We start from the raw sequence: 17,100 nt of genomic DNA, 5'->3' as shown, positions 1-17,100 counted from the left end.
GGTGTACGTCAACACCGCATCGCCTCCCGTGACTTGGGCGCCCCGGCGGCCCCGGATCAGCTCGCGGCGAGCCGGAACTGGAGCTGTCCGAAACCGATCTGGTCCCCCTCGCGGACGACGGCGGCACCGATGACACGCCGTCCGTTCACGGTCGTACCGTTGGTGGAGCCGAGGTCGCGCAGCACCCACATGCCGCCCTGGCGGCTGAGTTCGGCGTGCACGCGCGAGACCGTCTCATGGGTGAGCCGCAGACCGTTCACGGGGTCGCGTCCTATGCGCAGCGGGTGGCCGGTGCCGCCGTGCGGCAGCAGCAGCTTGGGCAGCCGTTCCGCGCGCCAGGTGCGGCGCAGCCGCTCGGTGAAGCCGGAGACGGCCTCGACGCTGCCGAACACCAGCCGGGAGAACCGTCCCTCGCTCGGCAGGTCGGCGGTGAGCGCGGCCAGCTCGTCCGAGCGCCGGGCGGCGAGAGCCAGTTCCATGCGCCGGATGAACGTGTCGTGCGACAGACGGCCCATGGCGACGCCGTCACGCAGCACCTTCAGCGCTTTGTCGCGCTCCGCGTCGGACGGCCGCGCGAGGGGCGTGGGGAACTCGAAGGACGACGTCACGCTGGTGATTGTCGGACAGTGAACCCCTGGTGTCCAGAAAGCCGGGGATCGGCGGCCACGCGCGCGTGCGGCGATCACACCCGACGACACCCGCCGCAAAAGTGAATATGCGAAAGCGGATTGATCTCGTTTGACGGACCATGGACGGGCTACGTCACTGTGGGCAGACGAAGGGGAACCGTCCGTGCAGTTCGAGGTGTGGGCACCGGAGGCCGGGCAAGTGACGCTCCATTGCGGGGGCGCCGCGCGCGCGATGGAGCCGGACGCGGAGCGAGCGGGGTGGTGGACCGGCGAGGCGGAGGCCCGCGACGGCACCCGGTACGGCTTCGCGGTGGACGACGGACCCGTACGGCCAGACCCGCGCTCCCGGCGGCAGCCGGACGGCCCGGACGGGCTGAGCGCGGTCGTCGACCAGGAGCGCTACGCGTGGCGCGTCGAGTGGTCCGGCCGTCCGCTGCCGGGTGCGGTGCTGTACGAGCTGCACGTGGGCACGTACACGCGCGAGGGCACCTTCGGCGCGGCGGCCGAGCGGCTCGGCCATCTCGCGGAACTGGGCGTCACCCATGTCGAGTTGATGCCGGTGTGCCCGTTCCCCGGGCAGCACGGCTGGGGGTACGAGGGGGTGTCGCTGTGGGCCGTGCACGAGCCGTACGGCGGCCCCGAGGGGCTGAAGCGGTTCGTCGACCGGGCGCACGAGCTGGGGCTCGGGGTGGTCCTGGACGTCGTGCACAACCATCTGGGCCCCTCCGGCAACTACCTGCCCTACTTCGGCCCGTACTTCACCGACACCCACCACACGCCGTGGGGCTCCGCCGTCAACCTGGACGCGCCCGGCTCGGACGAGGTCCGCGCGTACCTCGTCGACAGCGCGCTGGCCTGGCTGCGGGACTACCGGCTGGACGGGCTGCGCCTGGACGCGGTGCACGCGCTGGTCGACACGCGCGCGTGCCACTTCCTGGAGGAGCTGTCCACGGCCGTGGACCGGCTGGCCGCCGACACGGGCAGGCCGCTGTTCCTGATCGCCGAGACCGATCTGAACGACCCACGGCTCATCGCGCCGCGCGAGGAGCACGGCATGGGGCTGCACGCGCAGTGGAGCGACGACTTCCACCACGCGCTGCACGCGGCGCTGACGGGCGAGTCACAGGGCTACTACGCGGACTTCGCCCGCGCCCCGCTCGCCGCCCTCGCCAAGACCCTCACCGGCGGCTACTTCCACGACGGCACCTACTCGTCGTTCCGCGGCAGGCGCCACGGCCGTCCGCTGGACCGCTCCCGGGTGGCCGGGCACCGGCTGCTCGGCTACAGCCAGACCCATGACCAGGTCGGCAACCGTGCCCAGGGCGACCGGCTCGCCGCCCTGGTATCCCCCGGGCTGCTGGCCTGCGCGGCGGCGGTGACGCTGACCGGGCCGTTCACACCGATGCTGTTCATGGGCGAGGAGTGGGCGGCGGGCACGCCCTGGCAGTTCTTCACCGACCACACCGATCCCGAGCTGGCCGAGGCGGTACGGCGCGGCAGGCGGCGGGAGTTCGCGGCGCACGGCTGGGCCGAGGAGGACGTCCCCGACCCGCAGGACCCGGCGACCCGGGACCGCTCCTGCCTGGACTGGTCCGAGCCCGAACGGGGGGACCACGCGCGCGTGCTGGCCTGGTACCGCCAGTTGATCGCCCTCCGCCACGACCAGCCCGACCTCACCGATCCCGACCTCGGGGACACCAAGGTGGCCTACGACGAGGAGGCCCGCTGGCTCGCCTTCCGGCGCGGGGACGTGTGCGTGGCGGTCAACCTGGCGAAGGAGGCGGCCGTGATCCCGCTGGGGTCCCGCCCGGCGACGGTGCTCGCCGCGTCGGAGCCGGTCGACGGGCCGGACACGGAGGGCGGGCTGCGGGTGCCCGGCGAGTCGTGCGTGGTGCTCGTACAGCCGTAGCGCTGCGGGGCCGCGGGGCAATGGCGCCGCGGGCCGGTGGAGACTGCGGGGCCGTGGGTGCCTTGGCCCCCCGGGGCCGCTGGATCGTGCGGCAGTGGCGCCGCAGGCCGGTGGAGACCGCGGGGCCGTGGGTGCCTTGACGCCACAGGGCCGTGGAGACCATGGGGCCGCAGGGTCCGTGGCGCCGCGGGTGCCGTGGGCCCGTGGGCCCCTGACGCCGTGGCGCCGTGGCGCCGTCGTGGCGTGGCCGTGTGGGGTCGCTACGGGGGCTCGTCCGTCTCTTCGTCGCGCAGGTCCGTGACCCGCTCCAGGAGGATCGCCTCCCAGGTGCGGCGCAGCCGGGTCCGCAGCAGTGGCAGCGGGGCGTCGCCGCGCCCGGCGAGGCCGTCGGCGAGGCGGACGACGGCGTCGCAGCGGGCCAGCCACAGGCCGCGCAGGCAGGGCCGGGCGCTGTACCCGGCCAGGGTGGCCGCCCGTACGGCGGCGGGCGAGCCGACGGCGGCGGCGAGCCCGGCGATGTCCTCGGCGGGATCCCCCACGATGGCGTCGGTCCAGCCGAGGACGCCGCGCACCCGCCCGTCGGCGCTGACGACGAGGTGGTCGTCGGCGAGGCCATGGTGGACGAGGACGGCGGTGCCGGGCTGCGCGGCGAGCTGTACGGCGCCGGGCGGGGTGAGCTGGTGCAGCCGGGAGGCGTCGAACTCGTCGGCCTCGGCGAGGCGGGCGGCGGCCCGCGCGGCGGCCCGGCGCACCCCCTCCAGGGAGCGGGGGGCGACCCGGGGCACCCCGAGCAGCTCCGCCTGCCGGACGGGCACCTCGCGCAGGCCGGTCAGCAGTCCGGCCAGGTCCGCCTCGCCGACCGCGGACACCTCGTGCCCCTCGGCGGAGCCGCCCGCGACCTTGCTGTCCAGCGAGTACGTCAGCCCGGTCGCCCACTCGCCGTGCGCCACGCTGGTCGGCACGGCGACCGGGAGATGCGGCCGGACCAGATCGCGCAGCCGCAGCTCGCGGCGCTGGCGGGCGGCGGCGTCCCGGTCGGGGGCGAGCCGGAGCACCTGACGGGTGCCGACCCACCACGTGGAGTAGGCGCCGCTCGCGGGGACGGGCCGGACCTCCGGTCCGCTGTCCTTGAGCAGCGTGCGCAGCAGTCGGCGGACGGTGTCCGTGGTGGGGGTCGGTGCCTGGGTCATGGTCGCGCCGTTGCCTTCGGGGACGTGAGGGAGGCGTGGTGTCGGCTCAGTCCACTATCACCATCTCGCGCGTGGTGTCGTTGAGGCGACGACCGCCGCCCTCGGTCACGGCGACGATGTCCTCGATGCGCACGCCGAAGCGGCCGGGCAGGTAGACACCCGGTTCCACCGAGAAGCACATGCCGGGCACCAGGGGCAGTTCCTCGCCCTCGATCATGTACGGCGGCTCGTGCGTGGTGACGCCGATGCCGTGCCCGGTGCGGTGGATGAAGTACTCGCCGTACCCGGCGTCGGTGATGACGGCGCGGGCGGCCCGGTCGATCTCCTGGCAGGCGACGCCGGGCCGCACCGCCCGGAATCCGGCCTCCTGGGCCGCGCGCACGAGGTCGTGGACGCGGCGTTCCTCGTCGGTGGGTTCGCCGACGTGGACGGTGCGGGAGGTGTCGGAGCCGTAGCCGTCGCGCAGGCCGCCGAAGTCGAGGACGACCATGTCGCCGTGGCGGATGACGCGGTCACCGGCCTCGTGGTGCGGGTTGGCGCCGTTCGGGCCTGAGGCGACGATGGTGAAGTCGACCTGGGTATGGCCGAAGGCACGGAGCAGTTCGGCCAGGTCGGCGGCGACCTCGGACTCCCGGCGACCGCTGAAGGTGACCTTGCGGATTTCCTCGAACGCGGCGTCGGCGGCGGCGCCCGCGGCTGCCATCAGTTCCAGCTCGGCCCCGTCCTTGACGGCCCGCAGCATCGGCAGGGCCTCGGTGAGCGCGGCGTAGGAGGTGCCCGGCATCGCCTGCTGGAGGCCCAGCAGGTGCATGGCCCAGGCGTTGTCGCTGATGCCGAACCGGCCGCCGGCGCCGAGCAGGGCGGCGGTGGCGGCATACGGGTCGGTGCCGTCGGTCCAGTCGCTCAGGGTCAGCACGGGCGCGCCCGCCGCCTTGGCCGCGTCGGGGGCCTCCAGGGTCGGCACGACGAGGGTGGGGACCCGCCCGGGGGCCAGCACCAGCAGGGTGAGCCGCTCGGTGACGGCGGGCGGCGCGTACCCGGTGAGCCAGACCAGGTCCGGCCCCGGCGCCACCAGGAGCCCCGCCAGGCCCACCTCCGCGGCGGCCCGCGCGGCGCGGTCCATCCGGGCCCGGTAGGTGTCGGCGGTGAAGGGCGCGGGCACGGTGCCGGTCATCCGGGCCTCCCTGGATCGGTGATGGGACTACGGTCAGCATCCTGCCCTTGCGCGAGGGGCGACGCGAGCCGGTTTGCCGGTACGGCGGGGTCCGGCGAGGGGTGCGCCGCGCTGCCGCGCGCCTCCGTCCCGGCTCGCGGGCGCCGCGTCTCAGACGACCACCCCGAGGCGTACGGTCAGTTGCTGGTAGCCCCCGCTCGGATGCCGCACCGTCACCAGGGCTTCCTGTCCCGGGCGGGCCGTGTCCACCGCGTGCACGAGGTCGGTGGCGGAGTCGACGCGTCTGTCGTCGAAGGTGAGGAGTACGTCGCCCTGGACGAGGCCCGCCGTGTGGCCGGGGCCGGGGAGGTGGACGCCGACGACGAGGGCGCCGGACTTCTCGGCGTCGACGACCTCCAGGCCCAGGGTGGCGCGGGCGGGCGCGGCGACGGAGCGGGGAGAGACGGCGGGGGCCGGGGACGTGCCGGACGCCGTCGGGGCCGGGGAGCGGGCCGGCGCCCCCACGGCCTCGGCGTCCCGCTTGAGGTCCGCGAGTTTGCTCATGCCGATCACCGTGGCGCCGACGGTGCCGAGGCCGACCCCGGACAGGACCAGGACCGTGCCGACGAACAGGCCGAAGAGCAGGGTCGTCAGCCGTCGGCCGCGGCGCCGCGCGGCGTGCGGGCGCCGGGGGGTCCTGCCGGGGCGGGCGGCGGGGCCGGTGCCGGGGTCGGTGTCGGGTTCCTGGCCGGGCATCGGCTTGGGACGCAGCGCAGTCTGTTCCATGGATCGCCTCCGGGTATCGCACTACCCCGCGCACCGGCGCGCGACGAGCCACGAACGAGTGAGACTGACCGGCGCCCGGCGGAGGAGGCGCCGTGGCCGTACGTCTCCCCCGCCGCGCCGCGGGCTCAGCCGACCGGCAGCGTGAGCGGCGGGGCCGGGGGCCGGTCCGGGAGGAAGCCGTGGGCCCGGCGGGCGAGGTAGTCGGCCTGGTAGCGCGGCACGTTGCGGTGCCAGTTCAGGATTCCGGCCATCCAGTTCCGCAGGGCCAGCACATAGCCGTCCACCATGTCCCGGACCTCCCGGGACAGGGCGAAGTCCTCGCAGACGACCGGCAGTTCGACGTCGACGACGTGCTGGAACTGCCGCATGCGCTGGTTCAGCAGGTCGGCGACGACGCGCAGCGCGGACGGGTAGTCGCAGGCGAAGAAGTTCTGCACGACCAGGACCGAGTTGTGGATCTCACCCTCGTACTCGATCTCCTTCTGGTACGAGAACACGTCGTTGACCATGCAGGCGTAGTCCATGGCCGCGTTCTCCAGGGAGCGGACGGGGCCGCTGCGGTAGACCTCCGCCGGAATGGCGGGGCCGTGGCCCATCCGGCACAGGCTCATGGTGAGGTCGGAGCCGAAGGTGGAGCGGCGCATCTCCAGGTAGTCGACGGGGTCCGGGACGCGGTGGTGGATCTGGTTGGCCAGCTCCCACAGCCAGCTCTCCGTCATCACGTCCACCGCCGCCTTGAGGTTGCGGCGCGCCGCCTCGTCCATCGCGGCGGTGGTGCGCCGCCACAGGTCGGTCAGGGCGCGCTCCATGGCGTTGGCCGGGACGAGGGGTTCCTCACCGGCCACCGGCATGCAGGCGCTGAGGCGCGCGGTGGTCAGCCGGGCGGCGGCGAGGTCGCGGCGGTGGCCGTAGACGAGGGGGTAGTAGTCGTCGCCGTAGGTGCCGAAGGCCAGCCACTGGGAGCTGAGGTCGAGCGCCTCGGGGCTGCCGTCCGGGTCTAGTCCGGCGGCACACAGCGGCAGGTCGCAGGAGGCGAGCTTGTCCTCGTCCCAGACGCCCTCGCTGAGCATGCCCATGCTGCGCGTCCAGGGCAGCAGCCGCTGCCGCGCCCCGTCGAGGTCCGGGTTGAGACGGACCTGGAACGGCATGTCGATGTCGGGGATGCGTGAGGGGCCGACCTTCTGGAACGGCACGTGGGTGTGGGCGCGCAGTCGTCGGGCGCCCGCCTGGGCGAGCAGGGCGCGGATGTCGGCCGCCGAGGTGCCGAGCGCGGGCGGGGCGGCGCCGCGCCAGGGGGTGGCGGTGGCGTTCTCGTTCATGTAGCGGCTGGAGCGCAGGTGCCATTCGTGGCCGCCGGACTGCCAGTCCTGGAGTCCCTTGGTGTACGCGGCGATCGCGGCGGTCTCCGCTGGGGTGAGCCCCTTCTCGGCGGCGAGGGCGGGGACTTCGGTGAGGGCGGTGTGTTCGAACTGGTGCAGCCGGGAGGTGAGGATGTCGTTGACGGTGTCGGCGGCCTGCTGGGTGGTGCAGTCGAAGAAGGTCTCCAGGACGAGCACGCCGTTGCTGTTCTCCCCCTCGTCCTCGACCTCGCGCTGGTAGGAGAACAGGTCGTTGCGCAGGTGGACGCCGTCGGAGAAGGTCTCCATCAGCACCCGCATCGGCCTGCTGCCGGCGACCGGGGCGGGGACCTCGGCGGTGGCGTACTCGACGAGTCCGGCCGACCAGGGCGCGCCGCCGACCTTGCGGCGCATCTCGATGTACTCGACGGGGTTGGCGATCCGTCCCTCGTTGATGTTGGCGAGCTCCCACAGGGACTCGTTCAGCAGGTGCTCGGTGGCCACGGCGAAGCGGCGGCGCCAGTCCTGCGACATCGCGGGCACGGTGCGCGCCCACAGGTCGGCGAGGCCCGCCTCGACCGGGTTCTCCGGTTCGGGCACGGGCGTCGACAGGTCGAGCGGCATGAACAGGGGCAGCCGGTCCAGGTGGGCCTTGCCGCCCGGGCGGTCCTGGGTGCGCTTGAACATGTCGAGGAAGTGGTCGTCGAAGAAGAACACCCACACGTACCAGTCGGTGATGAGGGAGAGCGCCGGGCCGTCACAGTCGGGGTGGGTGTAGGCGCAGAGCAGGCCGTAGTCGTGCGCTTCGAGGTCGGCCTGCTCCCAGATCCCGGAGCCTTCCAGCATCCCCATCTCGCGTGCCCACGCGGTCGAGTGGGCGCGGGCCTCGTCGACATGCGGGTTGAGCCGTGCGGGATACGGCATGTAGAAGTGCGGGAGTTCGAAGGGCTGCGTCATGGCCGGGGGCTACCCGGACCCGTTCGGCGGCATCCGCCCGCGGGGACATGATCACACCATCGCGTGAATCCGGCGGGATTCCGGAGCCCGGTCCCCAGGTCCGTACCTCCTCACCGGGATCAACTCCAGGCCCGTACCTGGATCAGCGCATGGGTGCCCGAGGTCCGCCAGCGCTGTCCCTCGGCGGCGGTCAGCGCGGCCTCCGTCTGGGCGTCGAGGCCGCAGATGACATCGGACTTGAGGGTGCGCAGGGCGGCGACCGGGCCGGGGAAGTGGGCGGTGAGGCCGGTGAACGGGGTGGTCGGGGGCCAGCGCCGGTCGCCCACCAGGCGGCGGTAGTTGAGGTCGCCCTTGACGACGGTCAGCGTGGCGGCGGCGAACTCCGCGCGCAGGTCGGCGGGGAGTTCCCCGAAGGGCAGCGGCGCGGCGGCGAAGGGGTGGGCGCGCAGGGCGAGCCGTCCGTCGGCGAGCGCGTCCCACAGCCGCCGTCCGCAGTCCGCGGCGGCGCCGGGGGCGGCGCGGAGTCGGCGCAGGGCGTCGATCACGTCGGCGGGCGTGGCGTCGGAGACGTAGTACGGGTACGGCTTGACGTACAGCACGGCGCGCTCGGCCAGCCGCCGGGTGAGGACGTGGTCGACGAGCAGCAGGTCGGGGACGAGTTCGCGGCCCGCGTTGTCGGCGATCAGGCAGAGGGTGCCGGTGCCGGTGAGCAGGGGCCACAGGGCGTCGCTGTCGTCGACGACGAGTGCGGGGGTGCCGTCCGTGGTGCCGGGGGCCTCGGCGGAGAGGCGGAAGCCGAGGTCGGCGCGGTTGCCCCAGAGGGAGCCGTGCAGCAGGGCGGTGGCGCGTTCGGCGGCGGGGCGGGTCTCCAGGTCGTCCAGCGCGGCGAGTTCGGCGTCGGTCTCGGGGGCGTCGAGTTCGGCGAGCTTGGCCGGGCGGAAGGGGTCGATGCCCTGCCAGGGGCCGGGGGTGAAGTAGCCGACGGCGTCGAGGAGTCGCCGGTAGAAGTAGCTCTCGGACCAGAGCCAGGGCACGTCGAACCAGGAGCGTCCGGTGTGGGTGTCCAGGCCCCAGGCCGTCCAGCGTTCCCGGTCGTGGGCCGTCTCCGGCAATGGCTCGATGACGCCCTTGACGCAGCTGTCCAGCAGGGCGTCGAGGGCACGCCGCCGCTCGGGGTCGTAGGGGAAGGCGTCCCGGACCTGCCGGATGATCGCGGGGTGCCGCTCGGCGAGGACGCCGTGCGGGAAGGAGCCGGGCTCGTCGCCGAGGATCACGGGCGGGGTGTCGGGCATGCGCCTCACCGTACCCCGGAGGCCGTTCGGGGCCGGGGCGCGCCGGTGGTGGCGCCGCCGGGCGGGGTGCCGCCCGTACCGGGGCACGTCACACGGTAGGGCCGTATCTCGTCATACAGATCGCCGCGGGGCGTACAGGACGCCGTACGGCGGTCAGGTCGACGTCGGTGGGCGCGGGGCGCCGTGCGGCGTCACAGGGCTCTGGTCTCGCGCTCCAGTTGGGCGGCGAGGCCGAGGTAGCGGGGACGGCGGGTCACCGGGACCAGGGCACGGACGAGGAGTCGCCACATCTCGGCGACCCGGCGGGGGAGGCGGGCGTGCGAATCGAGGGTGCGGGTGGTGACACGGGTGCCGATAAAGAAGCTCACCAGGCTGTGGGCGGCGGCGTCGATGTCCGTCTCGGGGTGGATGTCGGCCTCCTTGACGGCGCCGAGGAACTTCACCGCGGCGAGGTCGAGGAGTTCCCGGTAGGGGTGCGGCAGTGGGGGCCGTACGCCGACCTCCGAGGAGGCGAGCCGCAGTCCCGCGCGGGCGACCGGGTACTCGACGGCGAGCCGGGCGAGCCCGAAGGTGATCCGCATCAGGGCCTCCAGCGAGGAGCAGCCGGTGTCGTCCACCTCGTGGGCCAGCCGCCGCACGGTCCGGGACTGGAACTCCATGATCTCGTGCGCCAGGTCCTCCTTGGCGGCGAAGTGGAAGTACAGGGCCCCCTTGGTGACCCGCGCGTGCTCGACTATGTCGCTCAGACTCGTCGATTCGTAGCCGCGCTGGTCGAACAGGTCAGCGGCGGCCTCGATGATCGTCGCGCGGGTCTGCTCTGCACGTACCTGCCTCGGCATGGGCTGGACTCCCTGAAAAGTACGGGTCACACCGTATTTTTGTCACTGGGCGTACACGATAACTCACAGTCTCCCGCCACCCAATGGGGCGGCATCGGTCTGACCAGCGTACCGGGAGCGCACACGACTGCGGGCCCCACTGCGCAGGTTCGGGAAGAATACGGGGTGCGCGGTTTGATAACTACCCCGGGGCGGACGACAAAAGGGCGGGCCCACCGGTGCCCATCCGCACCGGTCGGCCCGCCCGCTCGGGGAGCCCTCGAAGAAGCGTCAGAAGGTCAGGCTCCAGCTGTTGAGCCTGCCCGTGTCCTGCGCGTAGACGTCCTGCACGCGCAGCTTCCAGGTGCCGTTGGCCGTCTCGCCCGAGGCGTTGACGGAGTACGTGGCGACCACGTTGTCCGCGGAGTCGGAGGAGCTGGCGGACTTCAGGCGGTACGCCGAACCGTCCGGGGCGATCAGGTCGATGACGAGGTCACCGCGGTAGGTGTGGGTGATGTCCACCCCGACCTGGAGGGTCGAGGGGGCGTTGCCGGTGCGGCCGCTGACGGTGATCGGGGACTCGATCGCCGTACCGGCGTCCGGGATGGAGACGGTGGTGGAGGAGGTGAAGGTGGCGCCGGTCGAGCCGCCGCCGCTCACCGCCTGCACCGTCCTTGCCGCGTCCGCGAGTCCGGAGCCGCAGCCGCCGGAGCAGGCGCCGGGCAGGGCACGCGCGTTGGACTTGATCGCGGACTCGATCTGCGCCGGGGTCAGCGCGGTGTTCACCGACTTCATCAGCGCGGCCAGGCCCGCGATGTGCGGGGCGGCCATGCTGGTGCCCTGGTAGTAGGCGTAGGACTCGGTGGACGGGCCCTGGGTGCCGGAGTTCAGGGTGGAGTAGATGCCGTTGGACGTGACCGTACGGGTCTCCCCGCCGGGGGCCGCGATGTCCACGACCGTGCCGTAGTTGGAGTAGTAGGCACGGGCGCCGGAACGGTTCGTCGCCGCGACCGAGATGACGTTGTTGCAGCTGGCGGGCGAGTAGTTGGCCGCGTTGGCGTTGGAGTTGCCCGCCGCGACGACGACCGTGGTGCCGCGGTTCACGGCGGCGTTGATGGCGTTCTGGGTCGCGGAGGTGCAGGAACCGCCGCCGCCGAGGCTCATGTTGATGACCTTGGCGACATTGGTGTTGGCGGGCACGCCGGAGACGGTGCCGCCGGACGCCCAGGTGATGGCGTCGATGATGTCGGAGTCGTAGCCGCCGCACTTGCCGAGCACCCGCAGCGGGGAGACCTTGGCGCCGTACGCGACGCCCGCGACACCCTTGCTGTTGTTGGTGACGGCGGCGATGGTGCCCGCGACATGGGTGCCGTGCCAGGAGGAGCCGTAGGCGGGGTCACCGGCCTGGCACTCGTTGGCGGCCGTCCAGTCGCCGGGGTCGGCGGGGTTGCTGTCGCGGCCGTTGCCGTCGTTCGCGACGGTGGTGTCGGAGATGAAGTCGTAGCCGCCGACGATGTTCGCGGCGAGGTCGGAGTGGGCGACGTAGCCGGTGTCGATGACGGCGACGGTCACCCCGCTGCCGGTGGAGCGGTCCCAGGCGCCCGGCACGTTCATGCCCGCCGTGGCCTCGAAGAGGTCCCACTGCTTGGCGTACTCGGTGTCGTTCGGCGTGGCCAGCGGCTTGTTCAGGCGGTCCGGTACGACATAGGCGACCTGCGGGTCCGCCTCGTACTCGGCGATGACGTCGGCGACACCCGCGCGGGTGGTGTCCTCGCCGAGGCCGACGAGGGCGGCGCCGGTGCCGAGGCGGCGCTCGAAGCCGAGGCGCTCGCCGGTCTCCTCGGCCTTGGCAGCGGCGTCGGCGCGGGCGGCCTGGTTCGAACTGGCCTCGGCGGCGCCCGGCTTGTAGCCGACGATGAGGCGTTCGGCGGGGGTGCCGGGGGCGGCCTCGGTGAGCGCGGCGTCCGGGGCGGGGGTGTCCTGGGCGGTCGCGGTGGTGACGGTGGCGCCGGTGAGCAGGGCGGCGGAGACCGCGGACACCGCGGCGACGGACAGCAGCTTCCGTCTCGTCTTCGAAGAGGTGGGGGACGTGGGGGGAGTGGGGGATATTCGCATGGTCTTGCCCTTCGTGGCCGTGCTCCGGGCAGCGCGGAGCGGCGGTCGGTCGCTTCGTCGTCGAAGCGGAGGGGAGTTGGTGCGAAGCCGTCCCGGTGGGGTTGCTCTCTGTGGGCCGGCTGTGACCGAACGATAGGCAAGGGGTTACTGGTCGGGATACGGGGGAAACCCTCGATCCGGCCGGGAACTGACCCTCGATGTCAGCCGGTTGACCGAGGTTGTCCGCTTTGAATACGCGTGCCGTTCAGCTCCCCGGACACGCGAAACGCGATGTGGGCGCCCCCGTGACCGGGGGCGCCCACATCGCGTGAGCCGCGAGGGCGGTCAGTCCAGACCGACGGAGTTCAGCCAGGCCTTGGCCACGTCCAGCGGGTCCTTGTTCTCCAGCTGCACCTGCGAGTCCAGGTCCAGCAGCGTCTTGGTGTCGAGCTTGGCGGAGACCGCGTTGAGCGCGTCGATGCCCTTCTGGGGCAGGTCGCTCTTGTGGACCAGCGGGGTCACGTTGGCGAACCCGAAGAGGTTCTTCGGGTCCTGGAGGACGACGAACTTCTCCTTGGTGATGGTCGGGTCCGTGGTGAAGATGTCCGCTGCCTGCACGGTGTTCTTCGTCAGTGCGGCCTGCGTGAGCGGCCCGCCCGCGTCGAGCGCCTTGAAGGACTTGAACTTGAGCCCGTACTCCTTCTCCAGGCCGACCAGGCCCTGGTGCCGGGTCTGGAACTCCGGCGAACCGCCGATGACCAGCTCGGGGGCGATGTCCTTCAGGTCGGCGAGCGTGGACTCCCCGGTGAGGCCGTACTTCGCGGCCGTCTCGGCGTTGATCGACACCGAGTCCTTGTCCTCGGCGGGCGAGGAGTCGAGCAGCGTCAGCTTGGCGTCGAGCTTGGCCTTGACCGCGGCGTTCACCGCCTCGACCGACTTCTGCTCCGCCTCGGGGTCGAGGTAGGCGAGCAGCGAGCCGTTGTACTCCGGCAGCACGGTGATCGTGCCGTTCTTCAGCAGCCCGTAGGTCGTCTCCCGGCTGCCTATGTTGGGCTTGTAGGTGACCTCGATGCCCTTGGCCTTGAGGGCCTCGCCGTAGATGTCGGCGAGCAGGATGCTCTCGGCGAAGTTGTTCGAGCCGACGACGACCTGGCTGCCGTCCGCCTTGTCCTCCGCCAGCGGGTTGTCGCTCGTGTCGTCGGAGGAACCACAGCCCGCGACGAGCGCCGCGGTGAGGGCGAACGCCAGGGCTGCCACGCCGCGGTGTCTCGTGATGGACCAGCTGCTCTTCACTGTAGAAGTCACAATTCCCGTTCCGGGGCCGTCGAGTTGGTGTGCGGGGCGGTCGTGCGTGCCGTCAACTGATCCAATCCAGGTCTTTCTCGGTCAGTCAAGTGCAGCCGGGTCACCAATTGGCGTCGATCGGGAGCGAGCAGGTTGTAACGGATTCTTGACTTCCCGTGGTGATCGATCATCACAAGAGACGATAGTCTCCCCGCTGTTGACCTCCGGCCACTCGCGACACCCCCATGAAGGAGGCCTGGTGTCCACGAACGAGCGGCGCGGACTGCGCGGCTTCGCCGACCGCTGGCCGTTCCGCCGCAAACTCAACGTGCTGGTGGGCGTGCCGCTCGCGGGCCTCGCCGCGCTGCTCGCCTATCTCATCGCAGACCAGGTGGCACAGGCACGGGACGCGGCGGACTCGGCCCGGCTGGTCCGGGACAGCATCCAGGTCGCCGAACTGGTCGACCGGATCGCGACGGAACACCAGCAGGCCATCCTGCTGTCCGTGCGGTACGAGGCGGCGGGCCCCGGCACCCAGCCCTCCGCCAGCGGCTACCGCGACGCCCAGAAGGCCGTCGACGCCCAGGTGGAGAAGGTCCGCGAGACCTTCGGCGACCGGCTCCCGGCCACCGAGGCACAGGCGCTGAGGGAGGTCAGCGGCCTCGACAGCCTGCGCGCGACGATCGCGCAGGGCTATCTGCCCGCCGACAACATCGACCCCGCCTACACGGGCGCCGCCAAGGGACTCATCGACGGTCTGGGCCTCGACCGCACCGCACCGCTGGCGACCACCTACACCGGCAACCTGCTCGACTCGCTGCTGCGCGCCGACGCCGCCCACAGCGCCTTCGAGACCAGCGTGTTCTCGGCGACGACCGGCGACTCCAACGCCCTCATCGAGTTCATCAGCGCGGTCGGCTCCTACGACGTCTACACCCACCAGGCCGAACGGTTCGCCCGGTTCGCGAGCGAGGAGCAGACGGCGGAGCTGCGCGGCATCGAGCACAGCGCCGCGCAGGCCACCATCGTCCGGCAGTACGCCGAACTCCAGATCGACCCCAGCAACCTCCAGGCCGGGACGCCCGACGAGATCCGCGAGAAGTTCACCTCCGCGCTCGCCGCCTACCCCGCCTACCGCCAGCAGGCACAGACCCGGCTGGAGATCACCGCCTCCCTCATCGACCAGATCGCCGACCGCGCCGACGGCGCCTCGAACGACGCCTGGTGGAACGCCGGATGGCTGCTGGGCAGCGCCGTGTTCGGCTTCGTGCTGTGGCTCGCCTTCTCCGTCGTCGTACGGCGCTCCGTGGTGCGGCCGGTGCAGGCGCTGACCGGCGCGGCCCGGCAGGTCGCCGAGGTGGCCGGGCGGGAGCTGGCCCGGGTCGCCGACGACGACACCGAGGACGACGCGCCGCCCCGGCTGCGCGAGGTGCCGGTCACCGCGCGCGACGAGATCGGTGACCTCGCCGACGCCTTCAACCACGTCCAGAGCACCGCCGCCGCGCTGCTGGAACGCCAGGTGCTCAGCCGCCGTAACGTCGCCGAGATGTTCGGCAACGTCGGACGCCGGGTCAGCAACCTCACCACCCGGCAGCTGGCGCTCATCGACGCGGTGGAGCGCGGCGAGACCGACCCGGCGCTGCTGGAACGCCTGTACAGCATCGACCACATCGCGGTCCGGCTGCGCCGCAACGCCGACAGTCTGATGCTGCTCGCGGGTATCCGCGAGACCGTGCTCGGCTCCGGGCCCGTCGAACTCACCAACGTGGTACGGGCCGCGCTCGGGCAGATCGAGGGCTACCAGCGCGTCGAGTTGCACGCCGGGGCCGAGATCATGGTCGAGCCCGACATCGTCGGCGACCTGACGCTGATGGTGGCCGAACTCCTGGAGAACGCGGTGTCGTTCTCGCCCGCGGGCAGCCCCGTCGAGGTGACGGTGCGCAGCGGCGGGCCGTCCGGCCAGGACGCCACGATCACCATCGCCGACCACGGCCTCGGCATGAGCCCCGAGCGGCTGGACGAGGAGAACGCCCGGCTGATCCGACGCGAGCGGCTCGACCTCGTCCCCACGAAGGTGCTGGGCCTGTTCGTGGTGGGTACGTTGGCGCGCCGCTGGGAGATCGGGGTCGTGCTGTCCCGCACCCGGGGCGGCGGTGTGACGGCCGAGGTGACGATCCCGTCGACGCTGCTGCTGGTCATGCCCACGGGGATGGGCGCGCTGACGGCACCGGCCGCGACGGGCGCCGGGTCCGGCGCCGGGGCGAAGGCCTTGACCGGTGCGTCCGGGGCGGGGACGGGCGAGGGGTCCGGCTCGCAGCGCCTGGCCGCACCGCAGAACAGGGCGGAGTCGCAGAACAGAGCGGGGTCGCAGGACCGGGCGGAGTCGCAGGACCGGGCGGAGTCGCAGAGCAGGGCCGAGTCGCAGGACGGGACCGAGAGCGTGACCGAGGCCGAGACCGCGACCGGTGCCCGTACCGAGGCCCCGGCAGGCAACGGGGCCGCCCCCCGCACGGCATACGCCCCCGAGGGCGGGGCGAACGCCGGAGCCGCCGCCCCGCCCCTGCCCCGGAGAACGGCCGACCCGACGGGCGGTTCCGCCCCCGCCGGCCGGTCCGCCCTGGAGAGCGGCTCCGCACCGGTCGGCGGGTACGCCGCGGAGAGCGGGTCGGCCCCGGGCGGCGGGTCCGCGTCGGCGAGGGGGTCGGCGCCGGGAGCCGGGGCAGGGTCCGACGACGCCCCCGGTCCGCTCCCCCGGCGGGTTCCGCGGCACGACCCGGCACCGGCGGACGACGCGGCGTTCATCCCGAAGGCGAGGAACGGCGAGGCCGACGCCGACCCCGGTGCCGGTGGCGCGCGTCCGTTGCGCCGTCGGGTGCGGGGGGCCACGCTGCGTACGACGTCGGTCTCCGAGGCCGAGCGGCAGGCGCTGCTCAAGTCCGCCCCGCCCGCCGACGCCGCGGCCGTCCGCGACGCGCTGGAGGAGTTCGAGGCGGCGGTGGCGCGGGCGCATCTCGACAGCGACACCGGAAGCCACGCCGCGCCCCAGCGGCCCGACACCCCCGACGTCCGTGCGGCGGCGGAGCGCGCGCAGGAACCGCGCACGCCGGACCACGGCAGGAACAACCTCCCGGAAGGAGCGGAGCAGTGAGCACGTCGACAGGTGACACTTCCACGGGAGGCGGCACCACACCGGAGGAGCTGCGGGCCGCCGCGGCCGACTTCACCTGGCTGCTGAACCGTTTCGCGACGGAGACCGCCGGTGTCGTGGACGCCATCGCCGTGTCCTCCGACGGTCTGCTCATCGCGGTGGCGCAGCTGCGTGAGCGGGCGCACTCCGAGCGGCTGGCCGCGATCGTCTCGGGTCTGACCAGCCTGGCCGCCGGTGCCTCCGGCAACTACGGCCTGGGCGCCCTCAACAAGGTCATCATCGATCTGGAGGGCGGCCACGTCCTGGTCTCCGCGATCGGCAGCGGCGCCGTGCTCGGCGTGGTCGCCGACAAGGAGGCCAAGCTGGGCAACATCGCCTACGAGATGACCCTGTTCGCCAACCGCGCCGGTGCCGCGCTCAGCCCGCAGCTGGTACTGGAGCTGAAGAACACCGTCGGCGTCCCGTCGACGGGCTGACGCGAGGCACTGGGCCGAGCGCCGAGA

General features: G+C 72.7%; 12 protein-coding genes. 3 read left to right on the top strand and 9 right to left on the bottom strand.

Annotated features, from left to right (window positions below; genetic code table 11):
• Positions 1-56 precede the first annotated feature (56 nt).
• On the bottom strand, positions 57-608 hold the full coding sequence (locus KBY47_RS14980) for a DUF1707 and FHA domain-containing protein (protein WP_210921589.1): 552 nt from the start codon (positions 606-608) through the stop codon (positions 57-59).
• Positions 609-792: 184 nt separating this feature from the next.
• Between KBY47_RS14980 and treZ the strand changes: the two genes are divergently transcribed.
• The gene (treZ, locus tag KBY47_RS14975) at positions 793-2,538 is read left to right on the top strand and encodes a malto-oligosyltrehalose trehalohydrolase (RefSeq protein WP_210921588.1); all 1,746 of its coding nucleotides are present in this window, start codon (positions 793-795) and stop codon (positions 2,536-2,538) included.
• Between the two features lie 260 nt (positions 2,539-2,798).
• On the opposite strand, the gene KBY47_RS14970 is transcribed toward treZ, so the two are convergent.
• The 8 genes from KBY47_RS14970 to KBY47_RS14935 form a co-directional block, all read right to left on the bottom strand.
• Positions 2,799-3,728 (bottom strand): aminoglycoside phosphotransferase family protein, encoded by a 930-nt coding sequence (locus KBY47_RS14970; RefSeq protein WP_210921587.1) that lies wholly within the window; start codon positions 3,726-3,728, stop codon positions 2,799-2,801.
• 46 nt (positions 3,729-3,774) lie between these two features.
• Positions 3,775-4,902, bottom strand: coding sequence for an aminopeptidase P family protein (locus KBY47_RS14965; protein ID WP_210921586.1), 1,128 nt, complete (start codon positions 4,900-4,902; stop codon positions 3,775-3,777).
• Positions 4,903-5,052: 150 nt separating this feature from the next.
• Positions 5,053-5,667, bottom strand: coding sequence for a PDZ domain-containing protein (locus KBY47_RS14960; RefSeq protein WP_210921585.1), 615 nt, complete (start codon positions 5,665-5,667; stop codon positions 5,053-5,055).
• A gap of 125 nt (positions 5,668-5,792) precedes the next feature.
• A complete protein-coding gene (cyc2, locus tag KBY47_RS14955; protein WP_210921584.1) occupies positions 5,793-7,961 on the bottom strand; it encodes a germacradienol/geosmin synthase Cyc2 in 2,169 nt (722 codons plus the stop codon).
• A gap of 119 nt (positions 7,962-8,080) precedes the next feature.
• Complete coding sequence (locus tag KBY47_RS14950; RefSeq protein WP_210921583.1) at positions 8,081-9,253, bottom strand: damage-control phosphatase ARMT1 family protein; 1,173 nt, start codon at positions 9,251-9,253, stop codon at positions 8,081-8,083.
• 191 nt (positions 9,254-9,444) lie between these two features.
• The gene (locus KBY47_RS14945) at positions 9,445-10,092 is read right to left on the bottom strand and encodes a ScbR family autoregulator-binding transcription factor (RefSeq protein ID WP_210921582.1); all 648 of its coding nucleotides are present in this window, start codon (positions 10,090-10,092) and stop codon (positions 9,445-9,447) included.
• Between the two features lie 270 nt (positions 10,093-10,362).
• Positions 10,363-12,186: a S8 family serine peptidase gene (locus tag KBY47_RS14940; protein ID WP_210921581.1), complete on the bottom strand. Its 1,824-nt coding sequence runs from the start codon at positions 12,184-12,186 to the stop codon at positions 10,363-10,365.
• Between the two features lie 324 nt (positions 12,187-12,510).
• The gene (locus KBY47_RS14935; RefSeq protein WP_210921580.1) at positions 12,511-13,470 is read right to left on the bottom strand and encodes an ABC transporter substrate-binding protein; all 960 of its coding nucleotides are present in this window, start codon (positions 13,468-13,470) and stop codon (positions 12,511-12,513) included.
• 238 nt (positions 13,471-13,708) lie between these two features.
• On the opposite strand from KBY47_RS14935, the gene KBY47_RS14930 reads away from it, so the two are divergent.
• The gene (locus KBY47_RS14930; protein ID WP_308405160.1) at positions 13,709-16,597 is read left to right on the top strand and encodes an ATP-binding protein; all 2,889 of its coding nucleotides are present in this window, start codon (positions 13,709-13,711) and stop codon (positions 16,595-16,597) included.
• The gene (locus KBY47_RS14925; protein WP_210921578.1) at positions 16,594-17,073 is read left to right on the top strand and encodes a roadblock/LC7 domain-containing protein; all 480 of its coding nucleotides are present in this window, start codon (positions 16,594-16,596) and stop codon (positions 17,071-17,073) included. The genes KBY47_RS14930 and KBY47_RS14925 overlap by 4 nt, the downstream gene beginning before the upstream one ends.
• Positions 17,074-17,100: the final 27 nt, after the last annotated feature.

The organism is Streptomyces sp. B93 (genome assembly GCF_018070565.1).
Lineage (GTDB): Bacteria > Actinomycetota > Actinomycetes > Streptomycetales > Streptomycetaceae > Streptomyces.
Note: the sequence above shows the minus strand (reverse complement) of the source record. Positions and strands in the feature narration are given on the sequence as shown.